Source organism: Rhizobium binxianense (assembly GCF_028994275.1).
Taxonomy (GTDB): domain Bacteria; phylum Pseudomonadota; class Alphaproteobacteria; order Rhizobiales; family Rhizobiaceae; genus Rhizobium; species Rhizobium binxianense.
In genome coordinates this window covers 3,399,238-3,416,462 of sequence record NZ_CP118713.1, presented here as the reverse complement: position 1 = coordinate 3,416,462, position 17,225 = coordinate 3,399,238, and the positions used below count along the sequence as shown (strand labels likewise).

Genomic DNA, 17,225 nt, shown 5'->3' with positions numbered 1-17,225 from the left:
GGTTCGTTGGCCGCAACTGCATGCGTCAATTGACCTCTGGTATCGCAGGAAGATTGTTATGAAGGCAGGCATCCATCCCGACTATCACATGATCAAGGTGGTCATGACCGATGGCACTGAGTACGAAACCCGCTCGACCTGGGGTTCGGAAGGCGCCGTCATGAACCTCGAAATCGATTCCAAGTCGCATCCGGCCTGGACCGGCGGCAACCAGCAGCTCATGGACCGCGGTGGCCGCGTCTCCAAGTTCAACAAGCGTTTCGGCGGCCTCGGCCTCTAATCGCTTCTGCTCGACGGAATTTGAAGAAGCCCGGTTTCGCCGGGCTTTTTTTGCGTCTATGCTGGCTGAGGCGTGTTTGGCTACAACAAAAAACCGGCCGCGCGGGGCGCAGCCGGTCTGTATCGAATTCTCGCGATGCGTCAGTTGTTGCCGAAGGCGGTCTGCAGCAGAGAAAGCTGGGCTTGGACGCTGTTCTGATTATCATGAACGATCACGGCTTCGGACGGGCGGTAGATCTCGCGGTCGAGCAAAGCAATGCGGTTCTGCAGACGGAGCGAGCGCTCGACGAGGTCGCGGAAGGATTCCGGCAGGTCGCCCCAGCCGGGTGCGGCGCGATCGACGTTGAAGCCGTCGAGGCGGACCTTGTTTTTCTCGGCCAGTACCTGGTCGCGGGACATTTCACCATTGTTGACGGCGCGCTGCAACAGCAGCCAGGAGGCCATCTGCATCAGGCGGGTGGTGAGGCGCATCGATTCTGCGGCGTAGAGAACCGAGGCCATCCGCGGCAGAACCTTTGAGGCGGCGCGGCCCTGGCCATCGAGATAGGCGGCGGTCTCTTCGACCAGCGACATGCCTTCCGCATAAAGTGCCTTGAACTGCGAGGATGCAGCGGCGCGGCCTGCAAAACTGATCGTGTTCAATCCAACTTCCGACATCGCAATAGTCCCTGTTGCACGCAGCTACTTTATATTCAGGTAACGCCGGCACAGACGGAAAAGTTTCCTGTGCCGGTCTCTATGACTTTAAGATGGTATCATTAGCCCAAATGCGCAAGCCGTTTCTTAAGAAAGGGTTAATCTCCACAGTTTCGTGGAAATGCGCCGGCCATGGGAAAAAGAAGAGCCGCAAAAGCGGCTCTCAAGGTAAAACAGGGAGAAAAATCAGACCAATTCACCGCTTGGAAAACTGTCTGAAATCCAGAGAAAATCTGGATGAGTACAGTAATATCTTATAAAGCTTAATATTCTATTAACATTGTGCCGGATTAAGACTTGAGGCGGGCTCATTTTGTAAGCCTACAGCCTTGTTTTCAGAAGTTTTTAGCAGATTACGAGCGGAAGAAGTTTTCCGCCGCCTGCCGCCCGGAGGCCTTGCGAGCGGCCTCGGCTTCGAGACGGTCGATCTCCGTCTTCAGCAATTCGACCCGCGCCTTCAGCTCGTCCACCGAAAGCATGGAGAGATCGGCGCCGATCTCGTGGGCGACCTTTTTCTGCGGCCGGTCGTCGTCGATGAAGCTCATGGTTCGTCCTCCGTTTGCTGTTCTATCGCTTTAACGCAATTCCGGACGCAAACCGCTGCGCATTTTTCGCGAAATTGCTCAGCCGAACTTTACCGCAGGATCGCCGCTTTCGGGAGACTTCCCGGTTTCAGGAGTTTTGCCGGTGCCGCGATCGGCAAGCGACATGCTTTGCGGTGTCAGCATCGGCGAGGTGCCGGTCGGGATCGTCGTGTAGGCATCGCGGTCGCTGGCCGGGACGGCGGCGCGGATGCGGCTCCTGATGATGGCGTAAACGGTGATCAGCACATGGGCGACGGCGGTGACCAGGAAAAGCGCGTGCGGGGTGATCACCGACATGACGGGGCCGCCGATCGTCGGGCCGATCACCGTGCCGATGCCGTAGAGCAGCAGCAGGCCACCGGAGACCTTGACGAAATCCTCCGATGCCGCGAAGTCGTTCGCGTGGGCGACGGCGATCGGATAGAGCGTATTGGCCACAGCACCGTAAAGGACAACGAGCCCGATCAGCAAGGCGGGCGACGTCGGGTGCAGCAAAAAGATCAGCAGGCCGGCAAGGGCGGCGACCCCGGACATGGCGGCAAGCACATAGCGCCGGTCGATACGATCGGAAAGCCGGCCGGCCGGCAGCTGCATCATGGCGCCGGCGAAAATGGTGGCGCTCATCATGACGGCGATGCTGGTGTCGGAGAGGCCGGCGCCGGCGCCGAACACGGCGCCGAGCGTGCCATAGGCGCCGTTGGCGATGCCGACGAGCAGGATGCCGAGGCAGGAGACCGGCGAGTTGCGATAGAGCGCCGGCAGGTCGAGGCGCACCGCCTTCAGCGGCTGCGGCGAAGCGGCGGTCGACAGCGTCGTCGGCAGCATGGCGATGCAATAGAAGATGCCGCAAATCATGAACAGCACCGGCGTGCGCACGTCCTCGAGCGGGATCATCATCTGGCCGCCGACGACGCCGATGAGTGTGATGCCGATATAGAGTGAGAAGATCATGCCGCGGCTCTCGTTGCTGGCGCGCTCATTCAGCCAGCTTTCGATGATCATCGAGGTGCCGGCGGTGGAGAAGCCGGTCACCGCGCGCAGGACCACCCACCAGATCGGATCGATGATGATGCCACTGACCAGCGCGATGATGGCGATGATCGAGATGAAGCCGGAGAAAGCTCTGACATGGCCGACGCGGCGCACCAGTTTCGGCGCCACCAGGCAGCCGATGACGAAGCCCCCGGCCCATGACGTGCCGAGCAGGCCGAGCGTCGTCGTGGCGTAACCTTCGAGATTGCCGCGCACGGGAAGCAGGATGCCCTGCAGACCATTGCCCATGAAAAGGAAGAGCGTGCCAAACAGCAGCGCGGCGACGGACAGCAGATTTCTCTTCATTTCCCCAGACTCGGTCTTCAGCGATTTGCAATGGACATAAGGCACGACCGGCGTCAGCCCAGCCTCAAGATGATTGATTGTGCCCCGGAATGTCTTTACGGCGTGTCGTGGTCCTCTTGTTCGCGCGGAAAAATGTCCGTCCTGTGACATTCCGAAAAACGGAAAAAATAAAGCATGACAAAGCTGATAGCCTTGCTGCTCATTCTTGCCATGGCGATACAGCTGATCAAGCCGCTCGGGCTTCCCGGCCTCAGGCGGCGGATGGATTTCTGGAGGATCGCGCTGATCGCTTTCGGTGTCTGGGCACTGGACCTGCTGTTGCGCGATTTCCTGATGTAAGCCCCGTATTCAAGCCTCGATGTGGCCGTCAGTCCCGCAGGATGATTTCGCCGCGCATGACGGAAATGCAGCTTCCCGAAATGACGACGTCGGTAACGATGCCGCCCGATTTCACGACATCGAGGGTGATAATGCTGCGGCGACCCATTTCGACGCCCTGTTCAATGGTGATGCGGACCTTCATATCGGCGTCCGGTACAAGCGAGACGAGATAGGCGCCGAGAGCGGCGGAAGCGCTGCCGGTTGCCGGATCCTCAGGTACATTGTCGAGCGGCGCGAACATGCGGGCGCGGATGGTCCATGGATTTTCAGCTGTTCTGGCGTAAACGAAGAGCGAGAAGTCGTGACCGCTCGTCGTCTGGCGACCGGCGGCTGCCTGGAACCCGGCAAGGTTCGCACGGGCGGCGGCCAGCGCTTCCAGCCCGTTTAGCTCTGCGATGGCGAAATTCAGGCCGACGGAAGCGAAGACCGGGGCATGGGTGGTCGCGACGATGGCGCCGGGTTCGAGCGTGATGCAGTGGGCGATGGTTTCCGCGGCAATGGTATCGCCGATCGTCAGCGGCTGCGGCGCGCGGATGGCAGTGGCTGCGATCTTTCCGCCGCTGCGTCTCAGCTCGACTTCGACGATGCCGGCTTCTTCCTCGAAGCGCAGCCTATCGCCGACCGGCTTACCGAAGATTTCCGCCTGCTGGCCAAGCACGTAAGCGGTGCCGACATTCGGATGGCCGGCGAAGGGGATTTCCATCGTCGGAGTGAAGATGCGCACGCGGGCGGAATTCTCCGGACGATCAGGCGGCAGGACGAAGGTGACTTCGGAATAGTTGAATTCGGTGGCGATCTTCTGCATCGCCGCAGCACTGAGACCCCGCGCATCGGAAATAACGGCAAGCGGGTTGCCCTCGAAGCGGGTGGAGGTGAAGACATCGACGCTGACGTAGGAAAAGGTATTCATCGCGGCTCCTGTTGTGGCGGGCCGCTATGGATAATCACGGACTTTGACGGGACGAAGCGGTTTCTTGTCGCCGTGACAATGATGGGGGATGTGCGCTGGGCTGATTTCCCCAGAGGCTCGTTGGTGAAGGGGTTGGGAGGAGCGGCAACGTTATGGTTGCCGCTCCGCCCGGAATCCCAGCGCAGAAACTCAAGCGGCCTTTTCCAGGTCCTTCTTCCAGCTGCCCTTGGCGGCGAGGCTGTTCATCTCGGCGCGGTGGGTGAATTCGCGCTGGCCGGCGGCGACGTTTTCCGGTTTGCCGTTCCAGGCCTTGAGCGCGCTGTCCTGCAGGGCGCGGCCGTAGGAGAAGGTAACGAACCAGGGCAGGTCGGCTGTGGCATTGATGGTCGAAAGGTGGGCTGTCGCCTCTTCGGTCGACTGGCCGCCGGAAAGGAAGGCGATGCCGGGAACCGCTGATGGAACCGTGCGCTTCAGCACCTGCACGGTGCGTTCGGCGACTTCGGCGACCGAGGCCTTGCGGGCGTTCTTGCCGTCGATGACCATGTTCGGCTTCAGGATCATGCCTTCGAGGCTGACGCGGGCATCGGCGAGTTCCTCAAAAACGATGCGCAGCGTGGATTCGGTGACTTCGGCGCAGCGGTCGATATTGTGGTCGCCCGGCTTGCCGTCCATCAGGCATTCCGGCTCGACGATCGGAACGATTTTGGCCTCCTGGCAGAGTGCGGCATAACGAGCGAGCGCCTGAGCGTTGGCGCGGACCGAACCGCGGGTCGGCAGCGACGAGGAGATGGCGATGACGCCGCGCCACTTGGCGAAGCGGGCGCCGGCTTCATAATAGCGGGCAAGGCGCTCGCCGAGACCATCGAGGCCTTCGGTGATGGTTTCGCCGGGATATTTGGCCATCGGCTTGGCGCCGGTATCGACCTTGATGCCGGGAATGGAGCCGGCGGCGCGGATGATATCGACGAAAGGCGTGCCGTCCGCGGCCTTTTGGAAGAGCGTCTCTTCATAGAGGATGACGCCGGAGATATATTTCTTCATCGCCTCATCGGAGCGGAAGAGCATCTCGCGGTAATCGCGACGGCTCGTTTCGGTCGATTCGAGATTGATCGTGTCGAAACGCTTCTTGATGGTGGAGGTCGATTCATCGGCTGCAAGCAGTCCCCGGCCGCCCGTAACCATCTGCACTGCAATGTCTTCCAGTCGTTCGCTCATCTCGTTCTCTCCACTGCATTAAACATCGGCGATTTAAGAATATAGGACGGCGATAACAGAAGTTTATAGAGAGGAAAATGGAAGCCTAAGTCATTGAAACGATTGAAATCAATTCAATCGTTTGAAAATGTGGGATTTTTTCCGCGGCCTGAGCAAAAGACCGCGAAAAGCGCTTGGCCTCCGCGGTCTATCCGCATGTAAAACCTGTCAAATCAGGCTTTGCAATTATCTGCTCGCATTGAGAACGGCGACGCCGGGAAGCTCCTTGCCTTCCATCCATTCGAGGAAGGCGCCGCCGGCCGTGGAGACATAGGTGAAATCGTCGGCGACGCCGGCATGGTTCAGGGCAGCGACGGTGTCACCGCCGCCGGCAACGGAGGTGAGCTTGCCGGCCGTGGTGCGTCCGGCGGCGTATTTTGCGGCAGCGACGGTTGCGGCATCGAAGGGCTCGATCTCGAAGGCGCCAAGCGGGCCGTTCCAGACGAGGGTCGCCGCGCGCTCGATCCAGCTGTTGATGGCTTCGACGGATTTGGTACCGACGTCGAGCACCATGGCATCGGCCGGAATGGCGTTGATATCGACCGTCTCGTTGGCGGCACCTGCCTTGAACTCGCGGGCAACGACGCCGTCTTCCGGCAGGATGATGGCGCAGCCGGCAGTCGCGGCCTCGATCATGATCTGCTTGGCGGTTTCGGCGAGATCATGCTCGCAGAGCGACTTGCCGACATTGGTGCCGCGGGCGGCGATGAAGGTATTGGCCATGCCGCCGCCGATGACGAGCGCATCGACCTTCTTCACCAGGTTCATCAGGAGGTCGATCTTGGTGGACACCTTGGCGCCGCCGACGATTGCGACGACGGGGCGGGCCGGATCGCCGAGGCCCTTTTCCAGCGCCTCCAGCTCGGCCTGCATGGTGCGGCCGGCATAGGCCGGCAGGTGGTGAGCAAGGCCCTCGGTCGAGGCATGGGCGCGGTGGGCGGCGGAGAAGGCGTCGTTGACATAGACATCGCCGTTGGCGGCAAGCGCCTTGGTGAAGTCAGGATCGTTCTTTTCCTCGCCCTTGTGGAAACGGGTGTTTTCCAGAAGCAGAATATCGCCGTCCTTCATCGCCGCGACGGCGGAAGCGGCGGCTTCGCCGATGCAATCGGCGGCCGTCAGCACTGCGTGATCAAGCACTTCCTCGACGGAAGGGGCGATCAGCGACAGCGACAGGTCGGGCGAGGGCCCGTCCTTCGGTCGGCCGAAATGGGCCAGCAGGATGACCTTGGCGCCCTTGTTGGACAGTTCGAGGATCGTCGGCGCCACACGCTCGATGCGCGTCGTATCGGTGACCTTGCCGTCCTTGACCGGAACATTGAGGTCGACGCGGACGAGAACGCGCTTGCCGCGGATGTCTGTGAGATCGTCGAGGGTCTTGAAAGAAGGCATGGGGAGATCCAGTCTTGGTTGGCGGAAGTCGCGCCGACCATAGCAAGGATCATTCGAGACGCAAGGCGTTCAACGGCCGTTTTCGTGTGTGCCTTCGTCGCGTCCGGCCGTGGCTTTCGATGCGCTTTCGGAGGTCTTGATTTCACGGTTCCGGCGCCCGTTCAGCCGGTCGCGGATGCGCTGAATGATCTCCTTGAGATTGATGAAGATCGGCAGCGTGATCGCCGGTTCGACGGCTTCGAGCGACATGCCGACGGAGGTGATGTGGTCGTGCTCGTCGAGATCGCGAACGATGAGAATGATCGAGCCGAGGCGGACGCGGTCGGCATAATCGGCCTTGCCGCCGAGGCGCTGCCGCATCAGCTCGGCGATCGTCAGGCCCTTTTCGGATTCGTTGAGTAGGCCGGGACCATAGGCGGCGTCGAGATCCGCGGCGGGGCGGGCCGGGGAGAGTGCGAAAGCCCCGAAGAATTCGGCATCGTCCTCATCGACCGGCGCACGGCTGGCGAACAGCCGGTCGAGCAGGCGGGAATAACTCGGTACGATGAAGAGATAGACGAGATCGTGCTCGCGCAGCCGCCCGGCATATTGGTAGCGCATCGATTTGCCGTCACGGATGACGAGCGAGGGTGTCGCCCAGCGCGGAATGCGCTCGCCGCGCAGCACCGGGCTATCCTTGATGACGCGGTAGGAGAGCAGCTCGTGGTTGGCCGCGCCCGGCAGGTCGACCTCGACCTTGTCGACCGCGCCGATGCGCGGTGGAATGATCAGGCCGAGCTTCTTGGCGACGGGCTTGATCGTCCAGCCCTGGAGGAGGAGGGAGACCAGCACGATGATGAAGGCCGTGTTGAAATAGATCTGACCATTCGGGAGCCCGCCGAGGATCGGCATGATGGCCAGCAGGATGGAGACGGCGCCGCGCAGGCCGACCCAGGCAACGAAGCCGATCTCCTGCTGCGTATAATCGAAGGGAAGCAGCGACAGCCAGACTGCTAAGGGTCGGGCGACGAAGATCAGGAAGAGCGCAAGCAGAATGGCCGGGACAATGATCGCAGGGAATTGCGACGGCGTGGCGAGCAGGCCGAGCACAAGGAACATGATGATCTGCGCCAGCCAGGTCATGCCGTCCTGGAAGCGCTTGATGGTGCCGATCGCCTGCATCTTGCGGTTTCCGGCGTAGATGCCGGCGACATAGACGGCGAGGAAACCGCTGCCGCCGACAGCACCGGTGAAGGAGAAGACGAGAAGGGCGAGCGCCAGCACGAAGATCGGCGTCAGGCCGCGATCGGTATCGAGCTTGCTGACGATCAGCACGATCATCATGCCGCCGAGCAGGCCGAGAATGACGCCGAGGCCCATCTGCTGCACGAACATGGCGAGCATGCCGATATTGATGCCGGCATACCGCTCGCCGCTCGCCAGCACCTCGACAAGGGCGATGGTGAGGAAGATCGCCATCGGATCGTTGGTGCCGGATTCGACCTCCAGCGTCGAGCGCACCTTGTCGCGGATATTGATGCCGCCGATGCGCAGCAGGAAGAAGACGGCGGCGGCATCCGTCGATGCGACGATCGAGCCGAGCAGCAGGCCTTCCAGCCAGGTGAAATTCAAAAGCCACATGGCGGCGAAGGCAAAGAGCGAGGCGGTGATCAGCACGCCGACCGAGGCGAGCGCCAGCGAGGGCACGGCCGCCAGCCGAAAGGCCTGCATCGGGGTGCCGAAGCCGGAATCAAACAGGATGACGGCCAGCGCGATGGAGCCGAGAATATAGGCGAGGTAATTGTTGCTGAACTCGATGCCGAGGCCGTCGACACCGGCGGCAAGGCCGATCATCAGGAAAAGCAGCAGCAGGGGGGCGCCGAAGCGAAAGGCGAGCAGGCTTGAAAAAGCGGCAAGAAGCACGAGCGCCGTCGAGACCAGCACCACGATGTAGAACGCTTCCATGCCCACCCCTTTCCAACGACTGCTTGGCGGCCACCCGGACCGATCCGCCTGAATTCCAAACTCTCCCTCACGCGCGGCGGTCCATCAGTAAACGGCAAAACGCCAGAGAAGGGTAGGCCTTGCGGCTTAACCTCGTCGCGACGCTGCATCATGCTGCTGGACGGCTGCCGGACGGCCAACCGACTTGGAATGCTACGGGAGAAATTCTCTATAAAGAATGTATAGGAAAATCAGGCGAGAGCAGGGCAAAAGAGAAAGGCACGAATATTTCCTGCCGGCATCTGCAACGGCAACAGGATAAGACAGGCTCCTGCGTTCACGCGGCCCGTTTGACCAGTCCAATGACTAGGAGTGGATTGCAGGCGCGGATGTGGACTGCGGAGATTTTTCGCGGGTAGGAAATGCCGGCGGTCGCGCGCGCGCAACCGGCTGTGGATTTGTGCCAGAAGGGCCAGTCGTTGCTCTGCTATCCCAACACGGCCTGAAGTATGACGATGGCGAGAAACGAGAGGCCGATGAACGCGGCGACCCAGACGACCAGATGATTGGCCTTTGCCAGAACGGCAGGCCTGACGTCCCGCTTGGGGTGAAACCGCTGCCGCCGCTTGAGGGTGGTGTGGGACAAGCGTTTCTGTGCCTCTGCCATTTATCACCTCCGCTTGGATCATTTCAGCCATTATGCCGCGCTGTGGATGTCCTCAATCTATCACGCCTGGCCAGCGGATGGCCAATCCGTGACGCGACTGCACCGCCATCTTGTTCTGCAAGCGGCAACGCCACATCGAACCCGTCGCTTCGATGTGGCGGGAACCGGAAAAAGATGCGGATCGCCGGTCAGTCTTCCGTGTCGTCGCCCTCGTCGGTGAGATCCGCGACCGGAACCAGGAAAACGACGAATTCGTCCTCGATCGTCCGTTCGGGATCATCGTCGAATTCATAGGCGTGCTCGACTTCGCTTGCTTCCTCGGCGGTCGCCTTGCGCAAACTCAGGCTCGCCTTGCGGTCCCAAAGGGGCTTGCCTTCGGACTCCAGGATGGTCAGATCGTCTCGAAAATCCTCCGCCTCGAAGAAATGCGTCGCTTCCTCGTCATTTTCGGAGCGAAAGCTGGCAACGGCACGGCCGGCGATTTCAACGGTAAAGTAATCCATCCATCTCTCTTTATCTCCCCCAGACGGCGATGCGGCTGCAGGGGTTATCGATGACGCCGTGGCCGGCTTCGGAGCCGAGGCTACTGGCGGTCTGTGCATGTCGTATGCCCAAGGCCGCTTATCCTACCAGATCCGGTGCTGGAAATGGGAAATGATGCGACATGAGCGCGTATAACAAAACGGCCCGGTTTCCCGGGCCGCTTGCGATCGTCGATAGTCAGGCTCTTAGATGAGCTTGGCAAACGCGACGGCGGTGTCGGACATGCGGCTGGAGAAGCCCCACTCGTTGTCGTACCACGACAACACGCGCACGAAGTTGCCTTCCATGACCTTGGTCTGGTCGGTTGCGAAGATCGAGGAGTGGCTGTCGTGGTTGAAGTCACGGGAGACCAGCGGCTCGTCGGTGTAGCCGAGGATGCCCTTCAGCTTGCCGTCTGCCGCAGCCTTGATGGCTTCGTTGATTTCGCCGACGCTGGTCGCCTTCTTGGCGACGAACTTGAAGTCGACGACCGAGACGTTCGGGGTCGGAACGCGGATCGAGGTGCCGTCGAGCTTGCCCTTCAGATGCGGCAGAACGAGGCCGACGGCCTTGGCTGCACCCGTCGAGGTCGGGATCATCGAAAGGGCAGCGGCGCGGGCGCGATACAGGTCCTTGTGCATCGTATCGAGCGTCGGCTGGTCGCCGGTGTAGGAGTGGATGGTGGTCATGAAGCCGTGGTCGATGCCGACGGCGTCGTCGAGAACCTTCACGACCGGCACCAGGCAGTTGGTGGTGCAGGAGGCGTTGGAGATGACCAGGTGCTCCTTGGTGAGCTGGTCATGGTTGACGCCGAAGACGACGGTCAGGTCGGCGCCATCGGCGGGAGCCGAGACGATGACGCGCTTGGCGCCGGCCGTCAGATGAGCGGCGGCCTTGTCGCGGGCGGTGAAGATGCCGGTGCATTCCATGGCGATGTCGACGCCGAGCTCGCGGTGCGGCAGCGTTGCCGGATCCTTGATCGCCGTAACCTTGATCGGTTTGCCGTTGCCGACGATGATCGTGTCACCTTCGACCTTCACGGTTGCCGGGAAACGGCCGTGGATCGAGTCGTAGCGCAGCAGGTGAGCGTTGGTTTCGACCGGGCCGAGGTCGTTGATGGCGACGATTTCGATGTCGGTGCGGCCGGATTCGACGATGGCGCGAAGGACGTTACGGCCGATGCGGCCGAAACCGTTGATGGCAACCTTGACTGTCATGTTCATTCACTCCCGATAGAGGTGGGCCCGATAGAGAGGGCCTGGAATTGAGGAGATGGAGAGCGCCTCAAGGCGCCCTCATTAAAGCTTTGCTTCGGCGGCCGCAACGACGGCGTCGGCGGTGATGCCGAAATGCTTGTAGACGTCCTTGACCGGGCCGGACGCGCCGAAGCTCTTCATTCCGACGAACGTGCCTTCCGGTCCGATGAACGCATCCCAGCCTTCGCGGACGGCGGCTTCGACAGCGATCTTGACCGGCGAATTGCCGAGGACTTCCTTACGATAGGCGTCTGGCTGCTCGAAGAACAGTTCCGTGCAGGGAACCGATACGACGCGGACGGTGACGCCCTTGGCTTCGAGCGCCGTGCGAGCGGCAACGGCGATTTCGACTTCCGAGCCAGAGGCGAAGATCGTCACCTTGGCGTCGGCATTGCCGGCCAGCGTGTAGGCGCCCTGTTCGCAGAGGTTCTTTTCACTATACTCGGTACGGGCGGCGAGCAGGTTCTGGCGGGTCAGTGCAAGGCCCGAAGGACGGTTGTGCGTCTTGATGGCGATCTGCCAGCATTCCGCCGTTTCCGTGGCGTCGGCAGGCCGGAAGACCATCAGATTCGGGATGGCGCGCAAACCAGCGAGCTGTTCAACCGGCTGGTGCGTCGGGCCGTCTTCTCCGACGCCGATCGAGTCATGCGTCAGGACATGGATGACGCGGATGCCCATCAGCGCCGCCAGGCGGATCGGCGGGCGGCAATAATCCGAGAAGATCAGGAAGCCGCCGCTATAGGGAATGAGGCCGCCATGCAGCGCAATGCCGTTCATGGCAGAGGCCATGCCGTGCTCGCGAATGCCCCAATGCACGTAACGGCCGGCGAAATCCGTCGGCGTGATCGAGTGCATCTGGCTGGTTTTGGTGTTGTTCGACGGCGTCAGGTCGGCGGAGCCGCCGAGCGTTTCCGGCAGGAAGCCGTTGATGACCTCGAGTGCATCTTCCGAAGCCTTGCGGGTCGCTACCGTCGGCTTGGTCTCGGCGAGCTTCTTCTTATATGCGCTGATCGCGGCGTCGAAGCCTTCCGGCAGCTCGCCTGCCATGCGGCGGGTGAATTCGGCCTTGGCGGCGGCTTTGGCGAGGGTTTCTTCCCATGCCTTGACGATATTGTCAGAGCGGGTGCCGGCTGCGCGCCATGCGTCGAGGACGTCGGAAGGGATGACGAAGGGCTCGTAATCCCAGTTCAGCGCCTTGCGGGTGGCGGCGATTTCTTCGGCGCCGAGCGGGCTGCCGTGCACCTTGTGGCTGCCGGCCTTGTTCGGAGCGCCGAAGCCGATGACGGTCTTGCAGGCGATGAAGGTCGGACGGTCGGACTTGTGGGCGGCTTCGATCGCCTCGGCGATGGCGGCCTGATCGTGACCGTCGATCTCGATGGTGTTCCAGTGAACGGCCTTGAAGCGGGCGATCTGGTCAGTCGAGTCCGACAGCGATACGGCGCCGTCGATGGTGATCGAATTATTGTCCCAGAAGAGGATCAGCTTGTTCAGCTTCAGGTGGCCGGCAAGCGCGATCGCCTCATGGCTGATGCCTTCCATCAGGCAGCCGTCGCCATTGATGACGTAGGTATAGTGGTCCTGCAGATCGGAGCCGAACTCCTCGCGCAGCTTGCGCTCGGCGATCGCCATGCCGACGGCATTGGCGATGCCCTGGCCGAGCGGGCCTGTCGTCGTTTCGATGCCGGTGGCATGACCATATTCCGGATGGCCGGCGGTCTTCGAGCCGACTTGACGGAACTGCTTCAGATCTTCGACCGTCATGTCGGGATAACCGGTCAGATACAGCAGCGAATAGAGCAGCATCGAGCCATGGCCGGCCGAGAGCACGAAGCGATCGCGGTTCGGCCAGTGCGGCTTCTTCGGATCAAACTTCAGATATTTGGTGAACAGGACCGTCGCCACATCGGCCATGCCCATCGGCATGCCCGGGTGACCGGAGTTCGCCTTTTCGACGGCATCCATGGCGAGAAAACGGATCGCATTCGCCATCCGGTCATGTTGTTCGGGAGAGGTCATGGCTTTTCCGCAAGTTCCGGGTGTCGGGGGGATGGCCTCGAGCCTCCAAGACCATCGAGTGAAAGCGGCAGACACATAGCAGTTGGGGCTGGCAAGTCAATAAATGGGACGCCAAATCCGGGCAGGCAGCGGCGATTTTTGACATTTGATCGGACGATTGTACAAATGACGAATCTCGTATGGCGATCACGTGTAAAGTGCTCATCCACAGGATAGGTCGGTGGGCAAGTGACAGGATTTATTGACGCGCCGTTTACGAGCGGCATATCCTTTTGAAATCACAGGATCGGCGCGGCGTGCCGATTCGCGGATTCTGTGCGGGAATCGGAAAGACATGATGCCCACAGGCAAAACCATGGAAGCAGCGCTCAACGAATTGAGACAGGCGATTTCGAGCCTCGAAAACGCCGTCGACATGCGCGTCGAGCGGCAGCGCGAGCAGGGCGAGATCGAAGGCGAGGTGCGGCGCGTGCACGCCGACCGCTCCCGGCTGGCGCAGGAACTCGACCAGGCGGAATTCCGCGCCAACCGGCTGGAGGAGGTCAACCGCGAGGTATCGCGGCGGCTGGTGACGGCTATGGAAACGATCCGCGCGGTTCTGGATCGCTGATAGAAAGAGTTTGGCATGGCGCAGGTGACGGTAACGATCGACGGCAAGGCCTATCGCATGGCTTGCGAGGAGGGGCAGGAGGATCACCTGACCGATCTCGCCAACCGCTTCGACGGCTATGTCGGCCATCTCAAGGCCCAGTTCGGTGAAATCGGCGATCTCAGGATCACCGTCATGGCCGGCATCATGGTCATGGACGAGATTGCCGAGCTGACGCGCCGCGTCGCCGGGCTGGAATCCGAACTCGAGTCGCTGCGCGGCAACCGCGACACGGTGCTTGCGGCCACCGCGCGCACCGAAGAAAATCTTGCGGCAGCGCTCAGCGAGGTTTCAACCCGCATTCGCGGCATTACCGATAAACTGAACGGCCGGCCCGCCCCCGAACTCAATTGACTCAATTAAATAAGGACGACTTGCTGCCGCCACTGGCGCGCCCGCGCAAACGTCCTTATATATCGCGGTGCGGTCTGCGCCTCTCGACAGGAACCACAATCCCTGGGGCCATACTCGATCCAAAGGGAGCTGTCCCTGGCCAGGCCCGTGGGCCTGGACACACGGCGCCCACCTACGTTTGTAGGCACCCAGGATCGTAAACATCCATCGGTGGTCGTGGATCGCACCTTTCCTCTTCATCATCGACGAAGACGGCGAACGCGGCTGCAGCGTCCGCCATTTTCAACGCATCCGCTATTTCTTCAAGCCCGGAAGGGTGACCTGGAAGACCTGGAACATGGTGTCGACATCGGCACCACCGTCCGCCTTGTAGGCGGCGCCCACCTGGAAACCATCCTGTGTGAGGAAGTCGTTGTCATTAGCGACGAACAGGAAATAATCGTCCGGCAGGTTCGGGTCGAGAACGCTTGCCAGACCCATGGCTTCCCATTTTTCCGACAGATTGTTCTTGTCGTTCGGCGCGCCGTTGTGCAGGCCGAAGCGGGCGAGATCGGCCTTGTCGTTGAGGTCGATGAGTGGTGTCAGCGTCGCCGGCGTCAGTGACGGATCGAGGACGCCCTTCGGCGCGATCGGCTTGCCTGCATCGAAATCGCTGCCGGCGATATCGGTCGCCTTGGAAAGGTCTGCGATGTCGATCTTGCGGTAGAGCGAGGTATCGCCCTTCAGACCCTGGCCGTTGCCGCTGTCGCGGGCGAGCATCAGGAAGGTCTTGTCGGAAAGGGCGACGATTTCGCTCTCTGCGGCGATCGTCGTCTTGTCCTTGGCGTCCTTGAACACCGGCAGCGGCACGACATATTCGTGCACCAGTTTCAGGTGATTTAGATCGGCGGCGTCATAGACCATGGCGCGGGTATTCTGGCGGGTCGAACTGGAATCGCCACCGTCCTGACGGGCGGCCGACTGCAGCACTGCTATGATGAACTTACCATCAGGCGTCATCGCCATGCCTTCGAGACCCTGATTGTTCTGGCGGCCGGTCTCCGGATCCTTCGGGTCCGGAGCGGAGGCGCCGGGGCCGGGATTGTTGGAGGCAAAGCTCAACGCGCCCTTGCGCATCGGCAAAAGCGCCTTCGGCGGCTGGGTGGCAGACAGCAGACGGCCGTCGGCCGAGAAGTGGTAAATATAAGGCCCGTATTCGTCGCTGACGAACATGGTGCCGTCGGCCAGGCGGATGATGGCTTCATTGTCGAGGGCGATCTTGCCGTTTACCGCCTGCGGCAGTGGCGGAAAATTGCCGGCAGCGGGGCGGACGCCGGATTCCGGGTCGAGACCGGTCATGTCGCCGCCTTTGTCGTCGACGAAGGGCGTGGAATCGACGAGCTTTGCGTCAACGCCGAACTGTTCCTTGCCGGCCTCGGGTGCCGCACCCGGAGCGGTCGGCGTCAGGCCGATCGAGATGGTGTTCAGGCGCGGACGATAGTCGACGGTGCCGACGGCGTTATAGCCCCGGTCTGGCAGCAGGTAGAGCGTGCCCTTGTAGCTGGCGCCGTCGCGGCTCCAGGCGGCGGAATCGATCGCCATGCCGGAGCCGGAACCGAAGGTCTCACCGAATTTGTCACGCTGGTTGGCCGGGATGCGGCCGATGCCGATCAGGCCCTTGTTGACGAAGGTGAGGCCGTCGACAGTGGCGGAATTCTCGGCACTTGCGACGGCCGGAATGGCGGCGGATGCCGCAAGAATGGCGGCAAACAGCCGCGCGTATGATCTGATGTTCTTCATGAAATACCCTCTCGGTCAAAGCGTTCCTGCAGCGGCCCGCCCAGGCTGGACACCGCTTCAAATGACACCCCGGCCCTGGATTCGATTTTCCGATGGCAGAACACGCCCTGGATTTCGCCGCCCCATATCCCCTCGGACGGTCTATGACAGCATCATGATATCTGGATGACGCTTTGCAGCGAAAAGGCCATGCCGGGAGAATGTCGGGCTTTCGCCTATCCGCAGTCCAGCTTGCTGCCCTATCTCACGGGATAAGGCCCTTCAGCAAAGACCACGTCGTGGTAACCTTTCGAGCCGACATCAAGCGCCAAAGGGCTGCGCCATTCCCTGTTGTCGCGCAGGCAATCGAGCACGAAACGGAAATCATATCGCGGCTGCCACCCGAGTTCCCGCCTTGCCCGCGCGTTGACATAGACACGGTCGAGCGTTGGAAACATCTTCCAGCCGCGTGATGCATAGAGGGCGCCTGCACCTGGGAACAGCCGTTCGACGACAGCAGGCGCGTCGTGCCTGATTGCGGCAAGATCGCTTGCCGGAAACGGCGTCGTGGCGGAGACGATGTAGCGGCCGAAGCCGATTGCCGGCGCCTTTTCGAGCGCCAGCAGATGAGCGCCGGCCACATCGGCGATATCGACGCGGCGGTGAAGAAGCTCGTTGGCCTGGGCATTTTCCGCCGGATAGCCGCTGCGAATGTCAGGATCGTCGTCGTTTTCGGGAAAGAAACGCGATGTCCTGAGAATGATCACCGGCAGGCCGGACTCGCGGGCGAAGAGTTCGCACAGACCTTCGGCGGCGAGCTTCGTGACACCGTAGATGTTTTTTGCGACCGGCAGCACGTCCTCGGTCACCCATGCTGCCGGTGCGCCGGCGGCCGGCGTCAAAGCCGCACCGAAGGTGCTGGTGGTGCTGGTGAAGACGAAGCTTGCGACGTCTGCGGCGACGGCTGCTTCGAGCAGGTTCAGCGTGCCGGCGATATTGGTGTCGAGGAAATCGCGATTGTCATGGGTCGCCACATGCGGCTTGTGCAGCGTCGCGGCATGGATGACGCGGCTGATGCCTGACATCGCTTGCCGGATGAAGGCGCGATCACCGATCGAGCCGACCATATCGGTAAAAGCCGAGGGCTTGATATCGATGCCGCGCACCCATCGGCTTTCGGCCTTCAAAGTGCGCATCAGCGCCTCGCCAAGATGGCCGGCACTTCCCGTCACCAGTATCGTCATCACAT

At 61.4% G+C, this 17,225-nt stretch carries 17 protein-coding genes and 1 other RNA gene; 5 read left to right on the top strand and 13 right to left on the bottom strand.

Going from position 1 to position 17,225, the window contains the following annotated elements:
• Positions 1 to 58 precede the first annotated feature (58 nt).
• Complete coding sequence (gene rpmE, locus PO860_RS16855; protein ID WP_003566413.1) at positions 59 to 280, top strand: 50S ribosomal protein L31; 222 nt, start codon at positions 59 to 61, stop codon at positions 278 to 280.
• A 140-nt stretch (positions 281 to 420) separates the two neighbouring features.
• Here rpmE and rcdA read toward each other — a convergent pair whose 3' ends face one another.
• From rcdA to PO860_RS16840, 3 genes are all read right to left on the bottom strand, one after another.
• Entirely contained in the window at positions 421 to 936 is a 516-nt protein-coding gene (rcdA, locus tag PO860_RS16850) for a protease adaptor protein RcdA (RefSeq protein WP_003542804.1), read from the bottom strand.
• Between the two features lie 392 nt (positions 937 to 1,328).
• On the bottom strand, positions 1,329 to 1,520 hold the full coding sequence (locus PO860_RS16845) for a DUF1192 domain-containing protein (RefSeq protein WP_097621224.1): 192 nt from the start codon (positions 1,518 to 1,520) through the stop codon (positions 1,329 to 1,331).
• Between the two features lie 78 nt (positions 1,521 to 1,598).
• Positions 1,599 to 2,897 (bottom strand): MFS transporter, encoded by a 1,299-nt coding sequence (locus PO860_RS16840; protein WP_183609574.1) that lies wholly within the window; start codon positions 2,895 to 2,897, stop codon positions 1,599 to 1,601.
• A gap of 174 nt (positions 2,898 to 3,071) precedes the next feature.
• On the opposite strand from PO860_RS16840, the gene PO860_RS16835 reads away from it, so the two are divergent.
• Positions 3,072 to 3,236, top strand: a complete 165-nt coding sequence (locus PO860_RS16835) for a hypothetical protein (RefSeq protein ID WP_097621222.1) — start codon at positions 3,072 to 3,074, stop codon at positions 3,234 to 3,236.
• A gap of 28 nt (positions 3,237 to 3,264) precedes the next feature.
• On the opposite strand, the gene PO860_RS16830 is transcribed toward PO860_RS16835, so the two are convergent.
• The 8 genes from PO860_RS16830 to tkt all read right to left on the bottom strand — a co-directional run bounded on the left by PO860_RS16830 (position 3,265) and on the right by tkt (position 13,215).
• On the bottom strand, positions 3,265 to 4,188 hold the full coding sequence (locus PO860_RS16830) for a PhzF family phenazine biosynthesis protein (protein WP_273881755.1): 924 nt from the start codon (positions 4,186 to 4,188) through the stop codon (positions 3,265 to 3,267).
• Between the two features lie 189 nt (positions 4,189 to 4,377).
• On the bottom strand, positions 4,378 to 5,403 hold the full coding sequence (locus PO860_RS16825) for a class I fructose-bisphosphate aldolase (RefSeq protein WP_273884944.1): 1,026 nt from the start codon (positions 5,401 to 5,403) through the stop codon (positions 4,378 to 4,380).
• A gap of 225 nt (positions 5,404 to 5,628) precedes the next feature.
• Positions 5,629 to 6,831 (bottom strand): phosphoglycerate kinase, encoded by a 1,203-nt coding sequence (locus PO860_RS16820; RefSeq protein WP_273884945.1) that lies wholly within the window; start codon positions 6,829 to 6,831, stop codon positions 5,629 to 5,631.
• Positions 6,832 to 6,900: 69 nt separating this feature from the next.
• Entirely contained in the window at positions 6,901 to 8,775 is a 1,875-nt protein-coding gene (locus PO860_RS16815) for a potassium/proton antiporter (protein WP_183609579.1), read from the bottom strand.
• Between the two features lie 466 nt (positions 8,776 to 9,241).
• On the bottom strand, positions 9,242 to 9,421 hold the full coding sequence (locus tag PO860_RS16810) for a hypothetical protein (RefSeq protein WP_273881756.1): 180 nt from the start codon (positions 9,419 to 9,421) through the stop codon (positions 9,242 to 9,244).
• 188 nt (positions 9,422 to 9,609) lie between these two features.
• Positions 9,610 to 9,924: a hypothetical protein gene (locus PO860_RS16805; protein WP_183609581.1), complete on the bottom strand. Its 315-nt coding sequence runs from the start codon at positions 9,922 to 9,924 to the stop codon at positions 9,610 to 9,612.
• Positions 9,925 to 10,149: 225 nt separating this feature from the next.
• On the bottom strand, positions 10,150 to 11,160 hold the full coding sequence (gap, locus tag PO860_RS16800) for a type I glyceraldehyde-3-phosphate dehydrogenase (RefSeq protein ID WP_273881757.1): 1,011 nt from the start codon (positions 11,158 to 11,160) through the stop codon (positions 10,150 to 10,152).
• Positions 11,161 to 11,241: 81 nt separating this feature from the next.
• A complete protein-coding gene (gene tkt, locus PO860_RS16795) occupies positions 11,242 to 13,215 on the bottom strand; it encodes a transketolase (RefSeq protein WP_273881758.1) in 1,974 nt (657 codons plus the stop codon).
• 334 nt (positions 13,216 to 13,549) lie between these two features.
• Here tkt and PO860_RS16790 point away from each other — a divergent pair, with 334 nt between their 5' ends.
• The 3 genes from PO860_RS16790 (at position 13,550) to ssrS (ending at position 14,445) form a co-directional block, all read left to right on the top strand.
• Positions 13,550 to 13,825, top strand: a complete 276-nt coding sequence (locus tag PO860_RS16790) for a DUF4164 domain-containing protein (RefSeq protein WP_012758879.1) — start codon at positions 13,550 to 13,552, stop codon at positions 13,823 to 13,825.
• Between the two features lie 15 nt (positions 13,826 to 13,840).
• Positions 13,841 to 14,218, top strand: coding sequence for a cell division protein ZapA (locus PO860_RS16785; RefSeq protein ID WP_183609584.1), 378 nt, complete (start codon positions 13,841 to 13,843; stop codon positions 14,216 to 14,218).
• 68 nt (positions 14,219 to 14,286) lie between these two features.
• Positions 14,287 to 14,445: non-coding RNA, 6S RNA (gene ssrS, locus PO860_RS16780), on the top strand.
• A 67-nt stretch (positions 14,446 to 14,512) separates the two neighbouring features.
• Here ssrS and PO860_RS16775 read toward each other — a convergent pair.
• Entirely contained in the window at positions 14,513 to 15,997 is a 1,485-nt protein-coding gene (locus tag PO860_RS16775; protein ID WP_275032310.1) for an esterase-like activity of phytase family protein, read from the bottom strand.
• A gap of 239 nt (positions 15,998 to 16,236) precedes the next feature.
• A complete protein-coding gene (locus tag PO860_RS16770; RefSeq protein WP_273884947.1) occupies positions 16,237 to 17,220 on the bottom strand; it encodes an NAD-dependent epimerase/dehydratase family protein in 984 nt (327 codons plus the stop codon).
• Positions 17,221 to 17,225: the final 5 nt, after the last annotated feature.

Excerpts from the sequence above, each read along its gene's own strand:
- PO860_RS16805 (WP_183609581.1), bottom strand. The coding sequence starts at position 9,924 with ATGGATTACTTTACCGTTGAAATCGCCGGCCGTGCCGTTGCCAGCTTT.
- gap (WP_273881757.1), bottom strand. The coding sequence starts at position 11,160 with ATGACAGTCAAGGTTGCCATCAACGGTTTCGGCCGCATCGGCCGTAAC.
- rcdA (WP_003542804.1), bottom strand. The coding sequence starts at position 936 with ATGTCGGAAGTTGGATTGAACACGATCAGTTTTGCAGGCCGCGCCGCT.
- PO860_RS16810 (WP_273881756.1), bottom strand. The coding sequence starts at position 9,421 with ATGGCAGAGGCACAGAAACGCTTGTCCCACACCACCCTCAAGCGGCGG.
- PO860_RS16835 (WP_097621222.1), top strand. The coding sequence starts at position 3,072 with ATGACAAAGCTGATAGCCTTGCTGCTCATTCTTGCCATGGCGATACAG.
- PO860_RS16840 (WP_183609574.1), bottom strand. The coding sequence starts at position 2,897 with ATGAAGAGAAATCTGCTGTCCGTCGCCGCGCTGCTGTTTGGCACGCTC.
- PO860_RS16820 (WP_273884945.1), bottom strand. The coding sequence starts at position 6,831 with ATGCCTTCTTTCAAGACCCTCGACGATCTCACAGACATCCGCGGCAAG.
- PO860_RS16825 (WP_273884944.1), bottom strand. The coding sequence starts at position 5,403 with ATGAGCGAACGACTGGAAGACATTGCAGTGCAGATGGTTACGGGCGGC.
- rpmE (WP_003566413.1), top strand. The coding sequence starts at position 59 with ATGAAGGCAGGCATCCATCCCGACTATCACATGATCAAGGTGGTCATG.
- PO860_RS16845 (WP_097621224.1), bottom strand. The coding sequence starts at position 1,520 with ATGAGCTTCATCGACGACGACCGGCCGCAGAAAAAGGTCGCCCACGAG.
- PO860_RS16770 (WP_273884947.1), bottom strand. The coding sequence starts at position 17,220 with ATGACGATACTGGTGACGGGAAGTGCCGGCCATCTTGGCGAGGCGCTG.
- PO860_RS16815 (WP_183609579.1), bottom strand. The coding sequence starts at position 8,775 with ATGGAAGCGTTCTACATCGTGGTGCTGGTCTCGACGGCGCTCGTGCTT.
- PO860_RS16785 (WP_183609584.1), top strand. The coding sequence starts at position 13,841 with ATGGCGCAGGTGACGGTAACGATCGACGGCAAGGCCTATCGCATGGCT.
- PO860_RS16790 (WP_012758879.1), top strand. The coding sequence starts at position 13,550 with ATGATGCCCACAGGCAAAACCATGGAAGCAGCGCTCAACGAATTGAGA.
- PO860_RS16775 (WP_275032310.1), bottom strand. The coding sequence starts at position 15,997 with ATGAAGAACATCAGATCATACGCGCGGCTGTTTGCCGCCATTCTTGCG.
- tkt (WP_273881758.1), bottom strand. The coding sequence starts at position 13,215 with ATGACCTCTCCCGAACAACATGACCGGATGGCGAATGCGATCCGTTTT.
- PO860_RS16830 (WP_273881755.1), bottom strand. The coding sequence starts at position 4,188 with ATGAATACCTTTTCCTACGTCAGCGTCGATGTCTTCACCTCCACCCGC.